General features: G+C 63.8%; 25 protein-coding genes. 5 read left to right on the top strand and 20 right to left on the bottom strand.

The genetic code is table 11. The features are described 5' to 3' along the window. Window positions 1-40: 40 nt before the first annotated feature. Window positions 41-748 carry a glycoside hydrolase family protein gene (locus tag KHC19_RS05315; protein ID WP_213351253.1) on the bottom strand — a complete coding sequence of 236 codons (708 nt, stop codon included), beginning with the start codon at window positions 746-748 and terminating at the stop codon, window positions 41-43. Between the two features lie 90 nt (window positions 749-838). Between KHC19_RS05315 and KHC19_RS05310 the strand changes: the two genes are divergently transcribed. The 3 genes from KHC19_RS05310 to KHC19_RS05300 all read left to right on the top strand — a co-directional run bounded on the left by KHC19_RS05310 (window position 839) and on the right by KHC19_RS05300 (window position 1976). Next, on the top strand, window positions 839-1060 hold the full coding sequence (locus tag KHC19_RS05310) for a DUF2934 domain-containing protein (protein ID WP_213351252.1): 222 nt from the start codon (window positions 839-841) through the stop codon (window positions 1058-1060). Between the two features lie 64 nt (window positions 1061-1124). Continuing rightward, a complete protein-coding gene (locus KHC19_RS05305) occupies window positions 1125-1307 on the top strand; it encodes a hypothetical protein (protein WP_213351251.1) in 183 nt (60 codons plus the stop codon). Between the two features lie 108 nt (window positions 1308-1415). Then, window positions 1416-1976, top strand: a complete 561-nt coding sequence (locus KHC19_RS05300) for a hypothetical protein (RefSeq protein WP_213351250.1) — start codon at window positions 1416-1418, stop codon at window positions 1974-1976. Here KHC19_RS05300 and KHC19_RS05295 read toward each other — a convergent pair. The 6 genes from KHC19_RS05295 to KHC19_RS05270 all read right to left on the bottom strand — a co-directional run bounded on the left by KHC19_RS05295 (window position 1953) and on the right by KHC19_RS05270 (window position 8735). Then, complete coding sequence (locus KHC19_RS05295) at window positions 1953-2315, bottom strand: hypothetical protein (protein WP_213351249.1); 363 nt, start codon at window positions 2313-2315, stop codon at window positions 1953-1955. The genes KHC19_RS05300 and KHC19_RS05295 overlap by 24 nt on opposite strands. Before the next feature lie 64 nt (window positions 2316-2379). Beyond that, a complete protein-coding gene (locus KHC19_RS05290) occupies window positions 2380-3144 on the bottom strand; it encodes a hypothetical protein (RefSeq protein WP_213351248.1) in 765 nt (254 codons plus the stop codon). A gap of 1 nt (window position 3145) precedes the next feature. Then, a complete protein-coding gene (locus KHC19_RS05285; RefSeq protein ID WP_213351247.1) occupies window positions 3146-5491 on the bottom strand; it encodes a hypothetical protein in 2346 nt (781 codons plus the stop codon). Between the two features lie 18 nt (window positions 5492-5509). Then, window positions 5510-6187 (bottom strand): hypothetical protein, encoded by a 678-nt coding sequence (locus tag KHC19_RS05280; RefSeq protein ID WP_213351246.1) that lies wholly within the window; start codon window positions 6185-6187, stop codon window positions 5510-5512. Between the two features lie 2 nt (window positions 6188-6189). Beyond that, window positions 6190-8352: a phage tail protein gene (locus tag KHC19_RS05275; RefSeq protein WP_213351245.1), complete on the bottom strand. Its 2163-nt coding sequence runs from the start codon at window positions 8350-8352 to the stop codon at window positions 6190-6192. Further along, window positions 8352-8735, bottom strand: coding sequence for a DUF6950 family protein (locus tag KHC19_RS05270; RefSeq protein WP_213351244.1), 384 nt, complete (start codon window positions 8733-8735; stop codon window positions 8352-8354). Before KHC19_RS05270 ends, KHC19_RS05275 begins: the two co-directional genes overlap by 1 nt. 63 nt (window positions 8736-8798) lie before the next feature. Here KHC19_RS05270 and KHC19_RS05265 point away from each other — a divergent pair, with 63 nt between their 5' ends. After that, entirely contained in the window at window positions 8799-9401 is a 603-nt protein-coding gene (locus KHC19_RS05265) for a hypothetical protein (RefSeq protein WP_213351243.1), read from the top strand. On the opposite strand, the gene KHC19_RS05260 is transcribed toward KHC19_RS05265, so the two are convergent. From KHC19_RS05260 to KHC19_RS26420, 13 genes are all read right to left on the bottom strand, one after another. Continuing rightward, the gene (locus tag KHC19_RS05260; protein ID WP_213351242.1) at window positions 9324-9593 is read right to left on the bottom strand and encodes a hypothetical protein; all 270 of its coding nucleotides are present in this window, start codon (window positions 9591-9593) and stop codon (window positions 9324-9326) included. The genes KHC19_RS05265 and KHC19_RS05260 overlap by 78 nt on opposite strands. Window positions 9594-9603: 10 nt before the next feature. Beyond that, on the bottom strand, window positions 9604-10176 hold the full coding sequence (locus KHC19_RS05255) for a hypothetical protein (RefSeq protein WP_213351241.1): 573 nt from the start codon (window positions 10174-10176) through the stop codon (window positions 9604-9606). Further along, the gene (locus tag KHC19_RS05250) at window positions 10176-14084 is read right to left on the bottom strand and encodes a phage tail length tape measure family protein (RefSeq protein WP_213351240.1); all 3909 of its coding nucleotides are present in this window, start codon (window positions 14082-14084) and stop codon (window positions 10176-10178) included. Before KHC19_RS05250 ends, KHC19_RS05255 begins: the two co-directional genes overlap by 1 nt. A gap of 425 nt (window positions 14085-14509) precedes the next feature. Further along, a complete protein-coding gene (locus KHC19_RS05245; protein WP_425514513.1) occupies window positions 14510-14779 on the bottom strand; it encodes a phage tail assembly chaperone in 270 nt (89 codons plus the stop codon). 74 nt (window positions 14780-14853) lie between these two features. Beyond that, complete coding sequence (locus tag KHC19_RS05240) at window positions 14854-15267, bottom strand: hypothetical protein (protein WP_213351238.1); 414 nt, start codon at window positions 15265-15267, stop codon at window positions 14854-14856. Continuing rightward, complete coding sequence (locus KHC19_RS05235; RefSeq protein ID WP_213351237.1) at window positions 15264-15452, bottom strand: hypothetical protein; 189 nt, start codon at window positions 15450-15452, stop codon at window positions 15264-15266. The genes KHC19_RS05240 and KHC19_RS05235 overlap by 4 nt, the downstream gene beginning before the upstream one ends. Beyond that, on the bottom strand, window positions 15449-16375 hold the full coding sequence (locus KHC19_RS05230; RefSeq protein ID WP_213351236.1) for a phage tail tube protein: 927 nt from the start codon (window positions 16373-16375) through the stop codon (window positions 15449-15451). The genes KHC19_RS05235 and KHC19_RS05230 overlap by 4 nt, the downstream gene beginning before the upstream one ends. A gap of 34 nt (window positions 16376-16409) precedes the next feature. Next, on the bottom strand, window positions 16410-16820 hold the full coding sequence (locus KHC19_RS05225) for a phage tail terminator-like protein (RefSeq protein ID WP_213351235.1): 411 nt from the start codon (window positions 16818-16820) through the stop codon (window positions 16410-16412). After that, entirely contained in the window at window positions 16820-17497 is a 678-nt protein-coding gene (locus KHC19_RS05220) for a hypothetical protein (protein ID WP_213351234.1), read from the bottom strand. The genes KHC19_RS05225 and KHC19_RS05220 overlap by 1 nt, the downstream gene beginning before the upstream one ends. A 65-nt stretch (window positions 17498-17562) precedes the next feature. Further along, on the bottom strand, window positions 17563-18066 hold the full coding sequence (locus tag KHC19_RS05215) for an RES family NAD+ phosphorylase (protein ID WP_213351233.1): 504 nt from the start codon (window positions 18064-18066) through the stop codon (window positions 17563-17565). After that, a complete protein-coding gene (locus tag KHC19_RS05210) occupies window positions 18063-18563 on the bottom strand; it encodes an antitoxin Xre/MbcA/ParS toxin-binding domain-containing protein (RefSeq protein WP_213351232.1) in 501 nt (166 codons plus the stop codon). The genes KHC19_RS05215 and KHC19_RS05210 overlap by 4 nt, the downstream gene beginning before the upstream one ends. 235 nt (window positions 18564-18798) lie before the next feature. Then, a complete protein-coding gene (locus KHC19_RS05205; protein ID WP_213351231.1) occupies window positions 18799-19950 on the bottom strand; it encodes an ORF6N domain-containing protein in 1152 nt (383 codons plus the stop codon). An 81-nt stretch (window positions 19951-20031) separates the two neighbouring features. Then, complete coding sequence (locus KHC19_RS26420; protein ID WP_425514512.1) at window positions 20032-20211, bottom strand: Arc family DNA-binding protein; 180 nt, start codon at window positions 20209-20211, stop codon at window positions 20032-20034. A 101-nt stretch (window positions 20212-20312) separates the two neighbouring features. Here KHC19_RS26420 and KHC19_RS05195 point away from each other — a divergent pair, with 101 nt between their 5' ends. Next, window positions 20313-20747 (top strand): Arc family DNA-binding protein, encoded by a 435-nt coding sequence (locus KHC19_RS05195; RefSeq protein ID WP_213351228.1) that lies wholly within the window; start codon window positions 20313-20315, stop codon window positions 20745-20747. Window positions 20748-20886: the final 139 nt, after the last annotated feature.

Here is a 20886-nt window from a genome sequence, read left to right as displayed (position 1 = left end):
TGTCATTACCTCCGAGATTCTCCAAGAAGAGGATGACCATTCAGGCAGCGAGACTGATCGGCCGGGCATCGGTGGACCGGGCCTTGGGAAGCGAAACGCTGTAGGGCGTGACGAACTGGTCCGCCTCGCCGGTGCGGCGGGAGATGATCTCCGCCGGTTTGCGCCACATGAGGATGGCGGCGCGGATCCGGGCCGAGCTCTCGCCGGCATTGATGCGCTTGACGAACGTCGCGCCCGCAAAGCCGCCGGTGCCAATGTTGTAGCAAACCGAGGCCAGCGCATCGAATTGGTGATGGGCGAGCGGCACCTTGATGGCGGCGCGCACCGCGTCCTCGTACTGGGTGAGGTCGCGGGCAAAGATGGCGTCCGCCTCGGCCGCGGTGATCGTGAGCCCCTGATAGGGGATCGGCGCGCCGGCGGCGGCGGTATGGCCGATGCCGATGGTCCAGATGCCCTTGGTGTCCCGATAAGCCGTCAGCTTGCGCGCCTCGCGGCTGATGAGCACGGCAAGGCCGATCGCGCTCATGCTCTGGCGCACCGGCGCCGGCGTGGCATCGGCCGTCCGCGCCTCGATGGCCGCCATCAGCGCCGCCTCGGTCTTGGGCCCGGCGACGCCGTCGGGGTACAGCCCCGCCGCCCGCTGAAACGCGACGGTCGCGGCCCGCGTCTTCAGGCCCATAACGCCATCGATCGGCCCCGGCGCATAGCCAAGCGCCGTGAGCCGCGTTTGCAGCTCCCGTGTGTTCATTCTTTCATCTCCGCTGATCGGAAAACCGTCATCGAGCCGGTGATGGGCTCGGTTAGGCTGTCGGACAAACACGCTGGTGTGGAGAAAACTATGAGCGGGCGCGAAGAGCGGGCATGGCAACGGGAAGAGCAGGTGCGCATAAGAGCCCATAGTCTTTGGGAAAAGGAGGGGCGCCCAGATGGCCAAGCTGAGCGCCACTGGTTTCAGGCCAAGGAATTGGTAGAAAAGGCCATCGTCAGGAGACGCGCGAGGGCTGCTGAGCAGCAAGCCGCTGCCGTTGCGGGCAACCCGAAGGGCGACGCACGAGGTTGAAGAGCGCCGGCGCTACAGAGCGCGGGTTCGAGACCCCCGCCGTCCGCACCAAAGGAGCGATCGAATGGACCTCGCCCGACTGCTGATGCGTATGGCCATGTGGGCGCGCCGCCCGCCATCGCGACGCCACCTTCAGGTCATGATCGTGGTCGCAGCGGTTACCCTGTTCTGTGTGGCATTCCAGCACTTCTTCGGTTGGCCCGACTGGCTGACCGCACACAGAGCGCTGCGCCAGCCGCGGCTCTAGGCCGACCGGCGAGCGGCGTATAGACTCGACAGAAGTGTAGGAATTGGACCTAATGTTTCTCCCTTAACATTGGCGCCTTAGGCAATGAAGCCGGCGGGAGCGTTGATAGTGGCAATATTGACCTATGAGAATTTTCAACAATTGAGAGACGTTCTCGTAGAGCTGCACGACAAGAGCGACTATGAACTTTGCATAGTCGGGACTGCAATTCTTGATGAGCACCTAGGAGAGTACATAAAGAAAAAGTACCCAAACGCAAATCAGGATGCAATTAAGGCAATGCTTGGCGATAACGGCGTATTGAGTCGAAATGCTAACAAAATAAATTTTGCCAGCTTTACCGGAATAATTCATCAAGAAATTATTGTAAATTTAAAAATCGTGTCAAACGTAAGAAATAAATTTTCTCATAGAATTCGCACCTCATTTGATGATCCAGACATTTCAGGTCGAATCAATAAGCTAACCATCGTGACTGTAGATGATTTGAAAAAGCTAAATATATTCAAGTTCGATAAGGATTTTTACCAATATGAAGGACAGCCAAATCTCAGTGTTGTTGATTCGCATGGATTCGGCGTTGCGGACTTTCATCTACCAAATATTGCAACCAATCGTGGTCGATACCTCTCCGCAATAATTCTCTTATTCACCTCCCTGATTTGCTAATTGACTAGCGCTCAGCATAGCTTGGTACATCTCTATCAATGCTTTTTCTCCCGGCGATATCGGACCGCAATACTCATTCGGCTCGAACGGGTCCGCAAGCAACATATCGTGTTCTAGTGTTTCGCCCCCAATCGAGCGCATCTGATCACTTATGGAAAGATCGGTGAGGTCGCCAACGCGCCGCATCAGAGAGAATAGCTCGCCAGCAACATGACGAGGATCGTAGCCGCCGAGGAAGCTAATTGTCCTATAGCGGTCCATGGCGGCTTCAATCATATCAGCCGTTTGCTGAGGCGAAACGCCTAGCATCACCTGCACAACGACGTCATCAATATCCATGCCAACACCATACAACAAAAAGCCGCCCAGCGGGCGGCGGGTGGACGGCTATGCGGGTTGGCGCTCAGGCAAGTGAGGGGATATCCAACCCCACTTTAGCCCGGAAGTCGGCGAGCAGCGCGGCCTCATCGGCGTCCTCAAGCCAGCTGTCGGACCACACCGCCGCCGCAAGATCGAGCCGGGCGCCGGTGGTGACGGCCTCTGTGGTGGAACCGAACGCCATGGGCGTTGCGATAGGGTCGTAGAACCGGCCACCCGGGAAGGTGATCTGCGTCGCATAGTTTGCCAGCATGGCCTTCGCCGCCGCGTTGCGGTCGCGCAATTTGAGCGTGAAGATCTCCCAGACATTGGTCGTGTAAGGGATCGTGTCGATGCTGGAGCGAGAGAACGACCCACCCGCCAGCTGCGTCTGGATGGAGAACGTCAGCACGCCCGGCGTCGTGAGCTGCCGGAAATGCACGCCGGTGTTGCCCGCGCTGCCGGCCGCCGTCGTGCCGGCAGCGTAATTGCAGAACACGCGTGACGGGCTGGCGATGGATTCCCCGGCATCCGGCAGACGAGCTGCGATCATGACGGTGAACGCCCCGTCGGTCGGGCGGTTGGTGTTGAGATAGCTGGCGCCACGAAGGAAGCGGGTGAAGGTCGTGTCGTAGACCGGTACGCCGACCACGGTCGCGTCCTCGACGCCGGTCACCATGTTCCGCTGCACCGTCGCCTTGGTATTGCGCGTCCAGTTGGCATAGATCAGCTCCTCGTGCTGATCCCCGAAATACATATCCTCGGGATTATCACGCGGCGCCCCGGCCTCCGGGGTGAAGATGTCGGGCATGTCAGAACCTCTTGAACGCGTTGAACATGAAGGGCATGGCCCAGCGATGATGCTGGTAGGAGAGCCCGGTGGCGGTTTCGCCGGGGAAGTCGTCGCGGATCAGGCCGCGCGCCTTCGTGTTGCCGTTGAGGGTCACGTCGGTCTGCCAGTTGGCGTAGCCCAGCAGAAAGTCCTGCTGGTTCACGGCCCGGCCGAGAGTGACGTAGATCGACTGGTTGGGGCTGGCGGTGAAGCCGCTCGATCCGACCGTCACAGAGGTGACGGGAATATCCGCCGCGTAGGCATCCGTGGCGTCGCGGCAGAAAATCCCCTTCGAGGTTTCAATGCCGGTGGCGGTTACCGGGCCGGTGCCGTCGTCCAGCACCAGCTGGCGCGCGGAATCCATGGAGAAGTTGATGCGGCACTGAGTGGCCGAGAGCCACTCGAGGCTGTCCGCCACCACCGGGATGAATTTGGCGCCGAGCAGACCACGGTTCACCGCATCGGCGTCGGCCAGGCCGAGCGTCATGTAGCCCTCGTTGACAGGGTGCTCGCCACCGCCCCGGTGCGGATAGCCGGGGCCCGCGAGCAGGATGCGGCCCGGACTGCGGCGGCAGGCCTCGATATGGGCCGCGTCCATCGGCGCCAGCCGGTTCCAGCCATATGCGCGGTCGGCACCGCGGAGCACCAGTGCCACCTCATCCGACTGCCCGAGGATGCGGCGCGCGGCCTCCTCGATCATGAACTGCCAGCGCATATCGCGCTGCACCCGCTCCTCGATGTGCGGAACGCCGTCACTCTGCCCCTGCGAGGAAATCACGGCGCCGAGAACGAAGCGCTTGCCGCGCGCCTCGGCCGCCGCCTTGCAGTTCCGAAGAGCGTTTTCGAAGTGGCCGAAGAACGTCGAGCCCTTCATGAACACCCGCCAGGGCTGGCCAACATCCGCCACCGACAGGCACACCATCTGGCGCTTGAAGCCGAAGGCCGTCTGCATGTAGGTCAGGACGCTGTTCGAAAACATCGAACAGGGGCTCTCGGACGAGGCCAGCGGGACGTCCGGTAGCTGCTGCTCATAGAGGTCGACGAAGCTGCTGAAGGCGTTGCCGTCGACGTGCAGGCCGATGTTCGGCATCAGCGCATAGCCCGGCTGAATCGGCGTGCCGTGAATGACGGTTTCCGCTCCGCCCGGAGCCGCCGAGTTGTTGCGGAACTTCTCGTAACTCTGGCCGAAATAAATGAAGCCCATGATCACGTCGTCGGACCAGACGCGGCTCATGACATCGTTGTCGCGCCAGTGGCCATACGCCGTGGGATAGGTCGTCAGCGTCGGCGTGGGGGTCGATCCGCCACCGAGCGGCCAGCGGAACCCGTACTTGTCGAAGACCCGAAGCCCCTTGCCCGGACGCACCTTCCAAAGCTTGGGCTGGCTGAGGTAGTTCGCACCGATTTTCGCGATGGGGAAGCCCATCTTGTCGCGCACACCGAGAAGCGGCGGCGGCGTCTGCTTGATCGGGATGTTGTCGGCAATCTCGACAACGCCCGCGACATCCGCCGCGAGCCCTGCCACCTCGCCGCTGAGCGCCGCCACGGCGCCTTCACGGGCGGCCGTCTCGGCAGCGAGCGCGGTGGTGTCGGCTTTGCCGGCAACCGAGCCTTCCACGGAGGTGACGCGCGTGAGGATCCCGGCGATGTCCGCGCCGCCGACGATCTTGTCGGTGACGTCCTCGATCCGTCCAATGACGGCGAGGTCGGTCTCCTGCCCGTTTCCGTAGATCCGGACATAGGGGACGATGTACCGCGACGTCGGCGGGATGGTGTAGGCGAGCGTCCCGGGTGCCCCCGGCTTGCCGATCAGGAAGGTGAGCGCGATGACGCCTCCCGCCACCGTGGGCGACAGCACGTCGCCGAGGCGCGCGTTGCTTACATGAACCTTACCGGCGGAGAGGTTCTGGATGCGCGTTTCGACGCCATGGCCGACGGGATCGGTCGGATCGGTCGACCGCGCCAGCACATAGGTGACGGCATAGGTGCGACCTTCCTCCACCGCGAAGTCCGTCCGCAGGCCGACGTCGAGGTAGCCCGGCCCTGGCGGCACGTCCTCGCCGCGAATGCGCAGCGAGGCGCCCATGTCAGCATTGTTCACGGAGAGGCCTACCGTACCGAGAGGGCGCTCCTTCGCCGGCCCGGTCAGGGTCGAGGACCAGCTGAAATCCTCGTCACCCGGCCGGGCATAGCGGGCCGTGACGCCGCGCACCTCGAGCGTGGCCACCTTATCGGCCTGGACATTCGCACCCACGACGAGTTCGTCGACTTTGTCAGTCACGACATCGCCATTCGCGACCGGTGACGGCAGCGGATCAATAGCCATATTGTCCTCGGATGAGCGTCAGATGGTTTCGATCAGGGAGAGCGTCGGGTCGGCGAAGAAGCCGAGGTCGAGGTCAATGTCGCCGGAGGTGACATCCTCGATGACGCACAGGCACTGGAGGTTGAAGAAGTCGACGTTGGTGCCGGCGGCGAGGTCCTGCCGCAACGGAGGCTGGATGTTGACGGTCCAGAGATCCGGCCCGGCTGCCGGCTGCCCGATCCAAGGCGCCGAGCCATCCCATGGGGCGGAGCCGTTCCAGGCGGCTGTGCCGCCGGGCGTGTGAAAAACGACCTTGGTGATCCGGTGCAGCCGGTGGCCGATCGAGAAGGCAATGCCAGGCTGAAGGATCAAGCCAAAGGTCGAGATGCTGACCGTGGTTGCCCGGAGATCAGCCGCGGCCGTGAGGCTCGCGGAAGGCTCCGCTACCGTGCCGGTGGTCGGAGGCCCATAGGCGTCGAACACCTTGGCGAGGATGGCCTCTCCGGCGCGTAGGCGCGTCAGCATTGCCCTATAGGCGAGAGCCTGTGCTCGGTTGCGGATGGCGTAGGTCTGGGAATGCCGCCAGAAGCCGACATCATCCTGCACGCGCTGCTCGCGGCCGTCCGCTACCCGGCCGCCCGAGGAGACCAGCCCCTTCAGTTCATAGAAGCTGTTGCGCGGGGTGAGGTGCGGGCTCCATTCGTCGATGTCGATCATGATCAGGCCTCGACCGCGACGGGGTTGTCGGCTGCCGGCACCAGGTCGCTGAGGAGGTCGGAACCGTTGGCGGCGGCCGCCCAGAAATACCAATCGTCTTCCGCGAGGCCGTTGATGACGGTGCTCCAGCTGTCGCCGGGGTTGATGATGTTGATGGTCTTGTCCGGCAGGCCTCCCGGAGGCGTCGCCGTTGTGTTCGAAAAGATCTTGATCTGCTTCACGTTCGGCGAGTTCGGTGCCACGCCAGAAACCCGCACCTGCCCCGGCCCGATGGCCTCCGCCGCGATGTCGACGGGGTCGTCGGTCGGCACGGCGTCGGCGACGGCAACATGGTTTTCCGTGACCGCCCAATCGCTGAACTTGCCGGCCGACGTCACCCACCGCACCCGCAGGTCATACGCCTGCCCGTCGTTCAGGGTCTCGGACACCGCCTTGGTCGGCGCAGTGGCGCCACCGGGCTTCACGACCGTGATGTCCGTCCATGCATCCTCGCTGGAGGACGTGATCTGCGCCCGGGCATCAAGGCCGAGCCGCGTATCGGGATCCCATGTGAGTTCGAGGATCGGCGCCAGCGATCCCGTCGAGAGCGTCCGGCTCTTCGGCGTGACGACGAGGTTCGCCGGCGGGTTCAGGGTGGTCGGCGATGCCTTGGTCGGGATCGTCGGCGCGGTGCCCTCATGCAGCGCCGGGTTCCAGCCGTTGTAGGCTTCCTCCGGGTCGAAGGCCGCCACCTGCAGTGTGACGGTGTTCGTCGTAAAATCGAACTCCGGCGCGGCCGTGATCTCGAACGTCCGGTCGAGATTGAACATGGTGCCCTTGATACGGATGAACCGCTCGTCGAAGGCGTTCAGTCCGTCGAGGTCGCTCCTGATCCAGCCTTGGAACGGCGCGTTCTTCCGCAGCCAGGCGAGCCGGGCGAGGTAGCGCGCATGGGCGTGATCCTCGACCTCATAGGCCTCGATCGGCGGGTGGCTCTTGATCTGGCCCGACGCCGAAATGTCGTCTTCATCGCGCCACGGATCGCAGGTCGCCTCGGCGTAGTCGGCCGCCGAGTTCGAGTACTTGACGACGACCTCGTTCACTTCGTCGCCCAGCGCCGGCACCGGCTTGAGCTCGTAGGCGATGATGTGATCGTCGGTGAGCGTATAGGTTGGGGTGACGGCGGCGCCGGCGTCGATCGCGATGGTGCCATCGGAGAGCAGGGAGAGCCGGCCGTCCATGGCCACGAGGAACCGCGCCACCACCGGACCGGGCTCGCCGGGCAGGTCGTAGGAGAGCCCGCCGGCATATTTCTGGATGGTGCTGCCATCCTTCTTCGGAAAGGCGCTGTCGCAGATGTTCGCCGCGGTGATCAGCCGAGGAACGTTGATGTATTCCCATGGGATCTGGCGGCCGTCCGGGCTGGTGAGGAAGTCGGCCAGCTGCAGGGCGATGTTGCGGGTCCAGGCGCGCGTGTCGGTGCGGGGGTCGTAGCAGAGCGAGTACCGGGCGATGTTGGTGAGCGCCGGAATGCCCTGCGGGTAGACGTCGCTTTGCTTCTCGCTCTCGACGGCATTGCATCGCAGATAGGACATGGCGATGCCGCGGCCGCGATGGTCGTTCGTCCAGAGCGACGGCGCCGTCGAGACCAGTCCGCCAAAGGCCGTCTGATCATCGGTGCCCTTCCGCACCTCCAGCGTAATCGACCCGTCGGGATAGGGCTCGGTGTTGATCCCGCCGCCGTCGCTTCCTCCGGTGAATGTTACCTCGCGGTCGTGCAGGAAGAACCGTTCGAAGCCGTCGATTTCCCCCTCGTTGTGCGCCAGCACGATGTGCAGCGCGTCGTCGATCGTCTCGCCCATCAGCATGGCGCCGCCCACCTTCCGGCGGCCGTAGTGCTTCCAGCGCGGCGGGACGTCCTGCTTGACGATCTGGGTGATGTCTACCGGCTTCGCGGTCGGCTGGTCCGCCAGCGCCGACGCCAGATAGCTGGCGCCATAGGCGATGCCGATCTGCAAGCCGGTCGAGACGATCGTGCCGAGCGCGGTCAGGCCGGTCGCGGCCGTCCCGAAGCCCGCGCCCAGCGACAGGACGAACGGGGTGACGATCGGATCGGCCTTTGCAGGGCGTGGGGGAGCCATCACCAACGCGAGCGCGGTGGTGGCAAGCAGGATGGCGCGACGCATCAGATCTTCCAGGCTGCGACGATGTGGATCGGCGTGAACAGCACGAGCCCGGCGAGGCTCTTTGTGGCCCATTTGCCATCCGGCGCGCGGATGGCACCGAGATGCTTGCGATCGACCCGGACGACGCCGAAGTCGCCGGGTCTTGGGTCGGAGGTGCGCTCGGCGCCGACATCGAGGGCGAGCCGGCGAACGATGCGCGCGACGCCGCCCTCACGCGCGAGCAGCGCATCCTTCTCGGCGGCGGTGCTATAGGTGCCGCGCCATCCGGCCGCCGGATCGACGCCATGATTGGCGCGCCACCAGTCGGCGATCAGCAGGCAGCAGTCCTCGGTGCCCCAGGCGAACTCCCGCCGGGCGTGGTCGATCAGAAATGAGCGGAGCATGAAAAGACCCGTCTCGACTCCGGCACGCGCCCTGCTACCGTTCTCGAAACGGGGGCAGCAACAATGTCGAACCAGATTTCACCGCAGCGGCTTAGAGAGGTTCGCGATCAGATTCTTCGATACGTGTACGAGCACGGGGCAGGTCATCCCTCTTGGGATGTTGAGACTTACAAGATTAAAACAGCCATCGGCGCGACGGCCGACGAGTTCGAGCGCGCGACCATGCTGATCTATGAGCAAGGCTTAATGGGCGGCGGCCAGATAGGATCGATCGGCCTCAATCAGCGCGGCCAGATGGAAGCGGAACGTCTAGGGGTCGCGGTACCTATGCGTGACCCTGACCTTTCCGGCCTCACGATCCATGCCAATTATAGTGTCGTTCAGGTCGCTGGCGCGAACAGTAGTCAAAATGCTGCGCTACAGGTGGGGATCACCGACCTTGCAAGGATCTTGTCGGAGATCGAAGTCATCCTGCCGAGCCTGCCGTTGACCAAGGAGGAGCGCGCGGAAGCAACCGACCTCACATCGACGTTAAAGAGTGGCGCCAACACCCTAAAAGGTGGCGCCTTGCGCGCTATCGGAGGTGCGCTAAGCAGCATCCTGACAGGTGCCGGCAGCGGCCTGGGCAAGACTCTTGCCGAGGCTATCGGAATCGCATTCCGCTGAGGCCGGCATGTCGGACCACATGCCGATCCAGTACGCTGCAAAGGTGGCATCGTCGGTTTTTGCGAAGCGCTCGATCAGATCGGCATATGCCTTTGCCATCTCGTGCAGATGAGGCCGCATATTATTGTCGCCTGTGCAGGCGAGCGCCGCCGCCATGCCGAGGGCTCGGGAAAGTCTGCGATCATCCATCATCTCGTCCTCCCTATCGGCCGGGGATCGTCAGCGTCTTGTCGGTCATGCCCATGACCCGTTCGCAGGCGCGGTCGCCCGGGAAGCGCCGCTGCTGGTCGGGATCGGTCCAGTAGGACTGGCGCGGCGAGAAGCGGTTCACCAGCACGCTCTCGCCCTGCAGCGTGATGGTGCAGGTCTTTATGCCATCCGACCGGTCCTCGGCGACGATGAAGGTGGACATCTGGCCCCACCACGTCACCCGCGGCAGGCCCTTCGGCTGCCAGTTGTCATCGAAGGCCTGCAACATGATGAAGGCCATCCGGCGCCGATAGTTCTCCTCGCTGCCCGTCACCTTGTCGACGAACTCCTGCGTCACGCCGGAGAGGGTGAAGGTCTGTTCCGGCGCGCTGTCGTTCACCAGCGCCGTCAACTGCCCGAGCCCTATGACATCGCCGGTGCCCTTCCACTCCTGGCCATCGAGGGTACGGAGCGGAGCGAAGCCGGACCAGTAGCGCGACGGGCCGGGGATCCAGTCGAAACGGTAGAGCCGACCGACCCGCGCCTGGCGCTTGGCGGCTTCTTCGGCGATCTCTGGCGTCAGCATCAGCGCGCCCCGAACCGCTTGTTGGCGCCCTTGAGCCGCTGCGCCAGCACACGACCGTCGCGCATCCGCCCGTCATAGGCGGCGATGCCTTGATTGATCCCCGCCGCGACCATGCGCTGGATCTCGTCGTTGCCGGTGGCGCCGCGCACATCGATCACGATCTGGTCGGGGCCCGACTTCGCCATAACCGGCATCGGAACAGCGACCGGGCCGCCGCCATAGCCGCCGGACGCGAAGCTCCGGCCGCGCTTGGCCACCCGGTGCATGGCATCCAGATTGGACACGCCGATCGCATTCACCGCTTCCTCGCTGAAGACGTATTCCTTGCGGTGGACGATGCCGGCCGGCTCATATTTGCCGCCGAACCCGGTGAACCCGCCCTCGTCAAAGCCGAAGATCTTGCCGGCGAAGCCGAGGATGCCGGTCAGCAGCCCGCCGAGGCCGGCACCACCTCCGCCCGCCGCCGCAGCAACGCCGCCAGCGCCGGCGCCAAGCTGGCCCAGCCCGCCCGCCACCTGCGAGGCGGCGTCGGTGAGGCCGGTGCCGAACTTCGACGTGCTGGTGGTGGCGTCGGTGATCGCGGTGCGGAAGCTGACGACTTCCGACGCGGGGAATGCCGCCGTGGTGACGCCGTTCGACTGGTTGCCGCCCGACACCAGCACGTTGCTGCCGCTGAAGCCGTTGAAGAACCCGACATGCCCGGAGGCACCGGCCACTTGTGGCTTCAGGTTCACGATGTCGCCGAGCGCCGGGGTCGTGGTCGCCTTGCCCCACGACTGGAACGACGAGGCGAGGTTGGACCCGGTGCCACCGAGCCCAGACTGCGCCAGCACGGCGTTCGCATAGGCCGCGCACCACGCCTGCTTGGTCGGGTCCAGCTGTGCGGTGCCCGACGCCGAAAGGATGCTGCTGATCGCAGCAGTGTCGCGGCGCTCGTTCAGACCCTCGTACGACTTCGACAGCGACAGCACGCTGGCCATGCTGTCGCCGCCAGCCACCCGATCGGAGCCGATGCCCGGCAGCTTGGAGAGCGTGTCGCCCTTCGCGTTGTCGTTCCCGGCCTTGCCGAGGAGAGTGCCGAGACCTCCGGCGTCGGCAAATGTCACCCATAGTGGGTTGGCTGAACTCGATCCGCGGGGGCCCGAACGGCCAAGTCCGGGCGCGAGGCTCGGGAAGGCACTCGAGATCAAGCTGTTGATCCCGTTGTCTATCGCATTGCCCGCGTAGTTGCTGAAGACCGACGAAACCTGCTGAAGCAGAGCTTGCCCGACGTTACCTCCCTGTGTGAACGCTTCGACGATCTGGCTACCCGTCCCGCGCCACATGTCCTGCATTTCCTCGACCTTGGCGTTGAGCCGGATCTGCTGCGCAATGGCCTGGTTATAAGCGCCGGTGATTTCGCCGTTGGTGTCGAGCAGCCCAGCCGACCGCATCGTGCCGTACACCCGCTGCTCCACACCGCTGCGGCCGAATTGCTGGCGGTCGAAGAGCAGATCCTGGGTCAGCCTCGTCTGATTGATGGCCTCCTGCAATTCCCCCCACGCTTCCGCCTCGGCCTTGATCCTGCGGATCCGCTCGTCCGAGACGGTGGAGCGGCCGAACTGCTCTGCCTCTCGGCGCGCATCTGCCATCTGCTCGTAGGCATAGCGCATCGTCTCCGCCTCGCGGGCGGACTGGCTGAGCGATTGCAGATCGAGCCGCGCGCCTTCGAAACGATCGCGCGTGGCGCGGTCCCGCTCTTGGGCGAGATCGCGTTCGCGCTGAGCGGCCTCAGCCTGAACTCGCGCGCCCGCCTGCTGGATCTGCAACTCGCGCTCGGCAGAGCCGACGTTCTGGCCCGCGAGACCGAGACGAACGCGATCCATCTCTATCTGAGCGCGCTGCTCGGTCGTCTTCGCCTGGATCGCCCGGAGTTCGAGCTCGTGTTCGCGGCGCGTGCGCTCGATCGGCGAAAGCAGCGTCGACTGAGCCTGCCGGTTGGCGTCCATCGCCTCGCCATAGGCGCTTTCCAGCGTGCCGAGACGCGCTCGATACTGTCCCTGGCTGATCTGCCCGCTGCTGAGATCGGCGCCCAGCCGGGCACGGCCATTGACGAAGGCCTGTTCGATATCACCAGCCTGCGTGCGGAGGTCGAACGCCTCCTTCAGCCGCGGCACCATGCCGATGATCCGGCCCAACCCCTGCTCGAACGTCGACAGCTTGTTTCCGCCGAACTGGTCGGTGAAGTCCCGAACCGCCTGCGTCGCGCTCGGCAACATCGACTGCAGCCGGGCGCCCTGCGCCGTAAGGTCGGTGATCTCCTCATACATCTTGCGCAGGCGATCATCGCCGGGATTGGCGAGGTAGATGCCCGCCACCGCGTCCCGCAGCTTAAGGAAGTCCGGCGTGCCGGCCTCGGCCGACTTCTGGAACTCCTCGATTTCCTTGCGCGCGGCATTGAACCGGTAGTTCACCGCGAAGACGTTCACCCCGTATTCGTCGATCGTCTGGCCGAGCGTTCCAATCGCATCGCGGCTGCTCGCGGCGAGAGAGGCACGCGTCGACTGAAGCGACAACGTTGCGTCGGCACGCAACGAAAGCCGCGACTGCTTTTCATATTCTTCGAGCCCGCTGGCGGCCTCACCATAGGCATCCTTCAGGGCCCGGATCGACTTCTCATGCCGAGAGACGGATTCATCCGCGCTCTCGAACCCTCGGCGAGCCTGATTGGAGTAGTAGCCAACCGCGCCGATGGCCCCCGCCACCGCAGCCGTCACGCCGATGGCGATGCCAGTGGGCGACGTCAGGAAGCCGAGGATTTCGGAGCCGATGCCCGCGAGCGTCCCGCCGATACCACGCTCGCCCTGCTGCAGGACCTGGAAGACCTGCCCCGCCTGCGTGCCGAGGATCTGCAGAGCACCGGCGCCGGACATCGCCATGGTGGCCACGTCGTTGATCTGGAACGACAGGTTCGTCCACATGTGGCTGGACAACCCGGTGTCGCTGATCGTCTTGAGGCTCCGCGCGGTGTGATCGAAGCGATCCCGCGCCAGACTGGTCGCCACGGCGAGTTCGTTCGTCGAGATCAGGCCGGCGTCGGCAAGGACGTTGTAGCGGGCAACCTCTGCATTCATCCGATCGAACGCCGCTCCCAGCGGGTCGATCTGCCCCCGCAAGGCCACCGCCTGAGCCGCGAGTGCTTCCTGCTCCCTGGCCACCTCCTCAAAGACTGCGGCTGAAGCCGAGGCGGAATTGCGCGACCGGTCATAGCCGAACAGGTCCGCATACCCGCGCTGGGTCGACGATGCGAGCTGCGACGCTCGCGCCGCCTCGATCTCGTCCTGGCGACGCATCGCCTCCTCCAGAGCGGAGAAGGTGGCGCCGTTCTGCGCGGCTGTACGACCGCCGATCCTGAAGTTGTCGTTCAGGGCCTGCTGGAAGGCACGGCCGGCAGCCTCACCCTGCTGACGGGCAATGTCGTCGAGACGGGCGAATTCCTGCTCGAAGGCCGATGCGCTCTCCCGCGCCGCGTCTCGCACCGTGTCGCGGATGCCGAGCAGGCTATTCAGGCCGGACTGGTCAACATTGAGCCGGATCGAGCCCTCGATACCCGCACGTTCCAGATCATTGCGGATGCGGCCCCATTCGCTCTGGAAGCGGTCGAGCGTGATGACGTTCTGTCCGAATGCACGCTCAGCCAGCGAAAGGTCGCGGTTGAGCTTCTGATAAGCGCGTGCGGTGCCATCCACGGACGCCTCGTGGCGAGCCCAGGCGCGCTGGGCGCTCTCCTGCTTGCGCGCGCTGGTCTCGCTTGCGGTGCCAACGCCCTCTTGCGCCTGCTTGACGCGATCGAGGGCGGCGGTGAGGGTATCGAGCCCTTCGCTCCGACCTCGAACGGTCAGTTCACGGATGGCGGAGAGTGCAACCATGGGAGCATCCAATGCGCTTCGGACTTGTAGCGATGATGTTGGCGTTCGGAGCGGTGTTGGGCGCCAATGAGAGCGCGCAGGCTCAGATGCCGCCGTTGGTCACAGTCGACAATGCTCTCGTCTGCAGCACATACCGAGCTGTGCCTCAGGCTTATCAGGCCCGCGACAAGGGGGACTCGGCATGGCTAAAAGACTTGGACTGCACAACTGTGAAGGGCGGCCTTAAGGTGACCGTCCTCGACACTTATTCCGGCTTGTATGTCTGGCAAATGCGCGTTCACTTGCCGGAGGGCCGCGGAGCGACCGTGGTGGCCCGCCCGTGCGAGCTAAGGGTTGAAGGACAGCCGGCGCCACTGGACTGCCTTCACAACGGCAAGTTCAGCGCGCCGCCTCCCTCTGCCGTCCGGTAAGAATACTCCCGATGGTCAGGGTCTTGCGGCAGCCTTGATTCTCTCCGCCTCGATCTTGATCCACTCGTCATCCATGGCGCGCACCAGCGTCACCAGTCGGTCGAGTTGATCGGCGCCGAGCACACCGTGGCGCTCGGCCCACTTCTCGATCGCCATGAAAGGGATACGACCGATGGCGCCGGCCATCATCGGCCGATCGTCGCGAAGATCGAAGAAGGCGCCCCAGGCGAACAGAAGCTCGCCGGGCAAGTCCGGCTGGGTTGCCAGCGCCTCGGGGAAAGCGATCTGCCCCTGCTCCCAAGCGTCGAGCAGAAACTCGACCCGGTGGCCCCATTCGACAAACCACCGGAGCGCCTCGGCTAGTTTCCCGCGTCGGCCTTGTTGCTGTCCGCGGTTTCGCCGGCAACCTGCTGCGCGGCGTAGCGCACCGCAAACACGAAGTCGCGCATCTCGGGATCCGCGAGGACCTGCTCCGCGAACTCCATGCTGAAGGCGACGGGCGCCCCGTCGTCGTCGGTGAGGCCTTCCCAGTCGAGTAGGATCGTTTCGGCATAGAGCTGTGCCGTCAGCTTGCGCTGCGCGTCCGGCGTCAGACGGTTGTTCGGCCGCTCGGCGCGCGGGATCGCCTGCACGAGCTCGTCATACCGGCGATTAAAGTCGCTGTTACCAATGCCGCGAACCTTGAGCCGGAGGTCGCCCATTTCGGGGATATCGCCGACCCACTTGCCCGCCTCGATCGCCTTGGTATTCACCTTGATAGCGCTAAGCTTCACTTCTCGTCTCCGTCCTTGGCCGCCTTGGCGGGGGCCGTCTTGGTGGGGATTTCCTTCGCGAGGCCCTTCTCGACCAGCAGGTCGGCATAGTCCTCGGCGACGTTCTCGACGCCCGGCGAGAAGGCGCGCTTCTTGCCGTTCGGGTAGCCGGTGAACCCGGCCAGGATCTGGATTTCGCGCATCACGCCACCGCTCGTTCGATCTTGAGCGAGCCGCCGGTGGTGCCATCCAGCACGGCACGGAACGGCAGGGTCAGCATCACGTCGCTCGTGTTGTTGCGCTGCGTCCGCTCGCCGGACTGGAAGATGATCTTCGGCAGGGTGAAGGTGTACTTCTGGTCCGCGACCGTTCCGATGGTGAAAGCCAGCGCCCCGCCGCCGTGGTCGAGTACCTTCTGGTACAGGGCATTCGACGCGAAATAGGCCTCGATCGTGCCGGTCACGTCGATGACGCCGAAGCCGAATTCCTCGGTATAGAGCGATCCGACGACGGGCCGGGTTCGGAGGTTGTTGGCCACCTGGATCTGCACGCGGCGGACCGCGACGTTGGGAACGTCGGCGACGTTCAGCGCCGCGATGCTGCCGGAGGCGGTCTCGACCTTGTTGGCGTTCGGATCGGTATATGTCGCGCCGGCGAGCGCGGCGGTACCGAGCGTCTCTTTCTGTCCCATGAAGGAGACAGAACCAGTCACGGCGGCGCGGGCCTGTACGTCGAGCGACAGCTGACTAACCATCACGCCCGTGAACCGGCTGAAGCTGTCGGTGGGGCCGAGCTCGAGGGTTTCCTCATAGGTGAACGACTTCGGCGTGATGCCGTTGACCAGCACGTCGGTGTTCCACGAGCTGAACAGGGCCGCCGCCAGCAGGTCATCCTGCGAGCCGTAGGAGAACTCGAAATTGTTGTCCCCGGCGACGTCGACGCCGCGCAGGAACTCGTCGGTGACATTCCGATCCCGACGGATTTCCTCCGAGGTGCCGGTGGTCTTGTTCGAGCGGATGCCGGCGCCGGTCATGCGCAGCACCTGGAAGGTCGGGTTGGCCGGCGTGGTGCCGAACACGGTCTCCGGCACGAGCGCAATGCGGGTGCCGCTGCCATTTGCGAGGGGCATGGGAAATCTCCAGCGATGTCAGGGGGAGCGGCGATCAGCCGAGGTAGTCGAACCAGTAGGGGACGGCGACCGACACGACGTAATAGCCGCCGTTGTCGTTCTCATCGTCGACGGCAGGCGAGGACGGTGCCCACGTCTGAACCCCGTCGAACTGCTTGAGCCGGAACAGGGCGGAGAAGGTGTCCGCCCATGTGGACGCTACCGAGAGGCCGCTTCCGCTCTCAACATGGAAGACGGCACGGATCACGCCCTCGTCACGAAGCCAGTTTTGCCCCGGCGCGCCGATGCTCACCTGCTGCGCGTTCGTGACCGGGTACTGGATTTCGAGGTAGCCTGAGCCGTCGGCTGGCGGCTGGGTAGTGGTGTTCGCCTCCCACACCGGGCACAGCGTCCAATAGACGGCGAGCCGATCGTTCACCGCGTCAATTACAGGCTTCTGCGCCATCAGCGGCCTCCGGTCCTGATGATGATGGCCGGCTGGCGGGTGAGCCAGTCCTGAAACGCCTTACGCGACCGCTTCAGATATGGCCGCCGCGGTTCCATCTTGGTGGTGGCAGCCCAAGCCGAAACGGCACCGCCGACGAGCGAGCGCCAAGTAAACCCGATCCGCACCACATTGCCGAACCGTTGCGCCGCAAGCACCGCCACCGCCTCGTAGACGCCGTGCGGCGCCTGCTGCGACAGGCCCTTTTCGATCTTGCGCGCGTAGGGCTGGCTGTTGATGAACACATAGACCTCAGCTGCCGGGATCGGCTCGCCCGGCGTCACCTCGACGCCATCAGCCAGCAGAACATGGCTTGCCGCATAGGTCCCGCGCAGCACCGGGGAGTGCTTCACGAGCTGTTCGCCGATCCATGTCAATGCGTCGTCGACCAGATCAAAAACGAACACCACGCTGCCGTCGGGCTTAACATCCGCGACCGGCCGTCCTTCGGCGCCGTCGACATAGGTCGTGTGCGCCGGCAGATAGCCGAGCGCGGCGGTGTTCATTTGCTGCGCCTCAGCAAGCTGCTCATTGGCGAAGGCCGCCAGCGCCTGACTCTGTGCCTCCGGCGAAAGGTCTGCCGCTATGATCGCCCGGGTGTCTCGGTCGATCGGCTCGATGCGGGTGCGAACAGCCATTCACATGCTCTCAAAAGAAAAGGCCCCGCTTTCGCGAGGCCCACGCGTGTTCGCTTCGAGGGCGTCTAAGTCGGCGGCTGTGGAAGTCGGCCAGCCGGATCAATGGGCTTGACCGAGAACGGCCGGCGTTCGCTAAATTGCCAAAGCACGATGTTGAAGTCGGTCGGCAGAGCCCCATTCGCGAAGCTTGGCACCAAAATCCCCGGTGCGTGATACGAGCGAAACCGGGCCGCGACGGCCCATGATGGCGGGTATCCACCGTTTGTCTCGATCAGTTCCCAGGCACACGCCAAATCCTCCAGCGCGACTCCTTGCGCTGCACGCCCGTCTTCATCTCGAAGGTCGACGAGGCCGTCGCAGTCCACCTCATACGAGCAGATGGTCACTGGAAGGAAAACCAGTCCTTGATTGGTTTCCCTCATCGCGCCTTCCCAGGTGCTTGCCAAATAGAAAGCGGACACCCCAACTTCGTTGAAGCGCCCGCCATGGATTCTAGCGCCCTCCGCGGACAGCGGTTCATGCGCATATTGCGGATTCATGGAGCGAAAGCAGGTGGCGACGAGCCTCAAGCAAAACCGCCGAGCAAGATGCGGTCAACAAACTTGCGAACGGCGCTCGCCTTGCCCTCATTTACCAGAGCTTCCGGCGTCCGATAACCGAACGACGGAATGGGGTTGCTCCTGTACCAACGCACGGCCTCGTCATGACCACCAGCGAACTGCTTCACCAAAGCCACGATGTCGTCGCCCTCGGTTTGGCGCGCCACTTCGTTGGTCGTACGAGGCTGCAGGACAGCCTCATCAAGATGCAGAACCTCAACACCGGACTTGGCGACGCAGGCTCCTTTCTGAAAGGCAATCCTCCGCCTGCGCTGTCGAAACCGATGGACCTGCACCACGGCGACGTTTTCGCCCTTCGGGTCAACAAGGTGAAACCGGCCAGAGATCGGCGCTGCCACCTTCGCGTGGTGCTTAGCAAATCGCGCTCGCGATTTGGTCACTGCAACGCGAACGGACCGCTTGCCCTTCGCCGCAGGATTATCCAGCACATCATCGCGCCAAGTCATGACGTCCCTCACAATCTGGACAGACCATAAACGGGATGTTCGACGTTCCGCAACCGCTCCTAGTTGCCGATCTATCCCTGATTCTCCGCCCGAATTCCTCAATTTTCCGTCGCCACCCTTCGCTCATGTATGGTGGAAAGTTGCGGAGGAAATAGGGAAAGCGGTCGGGGCGCTATCACGATGCCGCGCCCCGACGAAGAGGGCGACTCTCACGCCGCCCTCCCCGCTACCTGCCTCAGGCCGAAGCCCCTGCCCCGTTGTCGATGGCGAGCACCGGCCGCGCGCGGATGGGGCGGCGTTCCAAAACCCTGCCCAGAATGTGCAACGGCCAGTCCTTCCCTCCACCGGTGCTCCCGACCCCACGCCGCGGATGCGGAGTTATGCCGGCGTAGAGCCGCGGTGTGATCTGGCTCACAGTGAACTGGCCGTCCGACCGCATGACGAGATAGTCCGTCTTGGCCGCCGGCTCGTAGACGCTGGTGTCGATGACGACGACCTCGCCGTTCAGGATGACGACGCCTCGCCCTTCGGCAACAAGGTCGCCTTCCACCTCTTCATAAGGCACCGCGGCATGCCGGCCCGACAGAGCCAAAGCCCCCTGCCCCTTCCGCTCGGCGATCTTCATCTCGACCGCGGCCTTGCCGCCGTTCTTCAGGTAGGCCTCCGACCGGTCCGGGTCGAACAGGCGATAGTAGGTCAGACCGCTGTGGCCATTGCCCTCGACGCGACAGCCCGCCTGTTCCAGCCGGTTGCCGAACCACTTGGCGAGATTCTTCGGCACGTCGGTGAAGCCGGCGGAGGCGAGGATTTCGCCGGCCGACTTGCCATGCCGGATGATGACGCCGGGGACAGAGGGCTGCACTAGGGCGACGAGGGCGCGAACCTCCTGGGCGATGACAGTGAGCGCCTTCGATTGCTCCTCCTGCACCTTCCCCTGCTCCGTCACCTTGTGCGCCAGCATGCGGGAGATGCCGTCGTCGCGACGGATCATTTCGAGCACGTCGGGTGCCAGCGCCGCCAGCTTCTCCACCGCAAAGTAGCGGTCGATCATCTCGCCCTGCACTTCCCACGCGCGGTCGTCAGTGAGGGGCTTCACCAGCTTGAGATAGCCCCGGCGCGTCAGGAGGGTGCCGACTGGTGCTTTGACGCCGAAGGGCCAAGGCATGTCGGTAGGCCAAACCTTCCGAGATAGCGTAAAGAAATCGGTGTCTCCGACGAAACGTTCGCGGTTGCGCGCGAACGCATCCTTCGCGGTCCCATCCGGCCGCTGGTGGATCATATCCACCATGGCGAAGGTCACGACAGGCTCACCCTTATAGAGCACCTGCTGAACGTCAGTGCCGGCGATGGAAATCGTCGCGGCCTTGCTATATTCCTTGCCGGTCATTCTCGATGCCTCATACATCGGGGTTGATTAGGACGCCGCCCTGGCAGGCGACGGACGAGAAACGGCGACGGAGCGTTTGGTTTACGAGGCCTGTGCTCCGTCGCCGCCCTGAGCGGACGCGAACGCCTGCTCTAAGATCAGCACGATCTCTGAATTGATGGAGCGGCGGTTGGCGAAGGCCGCTGCGCGTACCCTCTCCCTTAGCGCCGGCGGCATCCGCAGACCGAAGGGCGGCTGCGCTGAAGACCGGGTAGACTTCATTAGGGTGCCCATTTTGACTCACAGCGTTAACTTCACTGTGTAGCTATGGCTACATTGTGTAACGATTGCCGTCAATGACTTCTTGGCTACAAAGTGTCGTCATGAGCGCCAAGAAGCCTAAAGACGAGAAAATCGGCAACATCGCACCATTTGGGCTGCGGATGATGCCTGACCTACGTGAGCGTATTGAAGCAGCCGCACGCGAGAACGGCCGCTCCATGAACGCCGAGATTGTCGCTCGTCTTGAAGCTTCATTCGAAGCTGAGGAAGTGGACGAACAATCCCGCTACGAAGCAGACTTTGAACGCTATGCGGAACGCATCGCACAAGACGCGGCGGCGAAGGCGGCGGCACAATCTCTGCAACTCGTCCTAGAACTTGGCGAGGTGTCTCATGACCGTCGCCACCTGAGATTCAAACCGGATGCGGTTACTCGCCTGCTTCGATATCTTCAGGGTGAACTCGATATCGCTGACGTCGGCAAACCAAACGAAGACACAGGCTCCGTGCAGGCTGCGCCAGCAGGAAAAAAATAGGCTCCCGCGCCCTGACTCGACTCTCTCACTAGGTAAGCTACCATCCGGTCAGTCTGGAGAGACGCCGATGACCGATGACCTGAGACCCTTTTCTCCTCCGGCTTAGGAGAGAGTCCTTGGGTTGATTTTTGGCCTCATG

Source organism: Ancylobacter oerskovii, from assembly GCF_018390555.1.
GTDB lineage: Bacteria > Pseudomonadota > Alphaproteobacteria > Rhizobiales > Xanthobacteraceae > Ancylobacter > Ancylobacter oerskovii.
This window is presented reverse-complemented; position numbering and strand designations above follow the sequence as displayed.

What these genes read in the sequence shown, in the direction of transcription:
- KHC19_RS05315 (WP_213351253.1), bottom strand. Translation starts at nt 748, where the DNA reads ATGAACACACGGGAGCTGCAAACGCGGCTCACGGCGCTTGGCTATGCG.
- KHC19_RS05310 (WP_213351252.1), top strand. Translation starts at nt 839, where the DNA reads ATGAGCGGGCGCGAAGAGCGGGCATGGCAACGGGAAGAGCAGGTGCGC.
- KHC19_RS05305 (WP_213351251.1), top strand. Translation starts at nt 1,125, where the DNA reads ATGGACCTCGCCCGACTGCTGATGCGTATGGCCATGTGGGCGCGCCGC.
- KHC19_RS05295 (WP_213351249.1), bottom strand. Translation starts at nt 2,315, where the DNA reads ATGGATATTGATGACGTCGTTGTGCAGGTGATGCTAGGCGTTTCGCCT.
- KHC19_RS05290 (WP_213351248.1), bottom strand. Translation starts at nt 3,144, where the DNA reads ATGCCCGACATCTTCACCCCGGAGGCCGGGGCGCCGCGTGATAATCCC.
- KHC19_RS05285 (WP_213351247.1), bottom strand. Translation starts at nt 5,491, where the DNA reads ATGGCTATTGATCCGCTGCCGTCACCGGTCGCGAATGGCGATGTCGTG.
- KHC19_RS05280 (WP_213351246.1), bottom strand. Translation starts at nt 6,187, where the DNA reads ATGATCGACATCGACGAATGGAGCCCGCACCTCACCCCGCGCAACAGC.
- KHC19_RS05275 (WP_213351245.1), bottom strand. Translation starts at nt 8,352, where the DNA reads ATGCGTCGCGCCATCCTGCTTGCCACCACCGCGCTCGCGTTGGTGATG.
- KHC19_RS05270 (WP_213351244.1), bottom strand. Translation starts at nt 8,735, where the DNA reads ATGCTCCGCTCATTTCTGATCGACCACGCCCGGCGGGAGTTCGCCTGG.
- KHC19_RS05265 (WP_213351243.1), top strand. Translation starts at nt 8,799, where the DNA reads ATGTCGAACCAGATTTCACCGCAGCGGCTTAGAGAGGTTCGCGATCAG.
- KHC19_RS05260 (WP_213351242.1), bottom strand. Translation starts at nt 9,593, where the DNA reads ATGATGGATGATCGCAGACTTTCCCGAGCCCTCGGCATGGCGGCGGCG.
- KHC19_RS05255 (WP_213351241.1), bottom strand. Translation starts at nt 10,176, where the DNA reads ATGCTGACGCCAGAGATCGCCGAAGAAGCCGCCAAGCGCCAGGCGCGG.
- KHC19_RS05250 (WP_213351240.1), bottom strand. Translation starts at nt 14,084, where the DNA reads ATGGTTGCACTCTCCGCCATCCGTGAACTGACCGTTCGAGGTCGGAGC.
- KHC19_RS05230 (WP_213351236.1), bottom strand. Translation starts at nt 16,375, where the DNA reads ATGCCCCTCGCAAATGGCAGCGGCACCCGCATTGCGCTCGTGCCGGAG.
- KHC19_RS05225 (WP_213351235.1), bottom strand. Translation starts at nt 16,820, where the DNA reads ATGGCGCAGAAGCCTGTAATTGACGCGGTGAACGATCGGCTCGCCGTC.
- KHC19_RS05220 (WP_213351234.1), bottom strand. Translation starts at nt 17,497, where the DNA reads ATGGCTGTTCGCACCCGCATCGAGCCGATCGACCGAGACACCCGGGCG.
- KHC19_RS05210 (WP_213351232.1), bottom strand. Translation starts at nt 18,563, where the DNA reads ATGACTTGGCGCGATGATGTGCTGGATAATCCTGCGGCGAAGGGCAAG.
- KHC19_RS05205 (WP_213351231.1), bottom strand. Translation starts at nt 19,950, where the DNA reads ATGACCGGCAAGGAATATAGCAAGGCCGCGACGATTTCCATCGCCGGC.
- KHC19_RS26420 (WP_425514512.1), bottom strand. Translation starts at nt 20,211, where the DNA reads ATGAAGTCTACCCGGTCTTCAGCGCAGCCGCCCTTCGGTCTGCGGATG.
- KHC19_RS05195 (WP_213351228.1), top strand. Translation starts at nt 20,313, where the DNA reads ATGAGCGCCAAGAAGCCTAAAGACGAGAAAATCGGCAACATCGCACCA.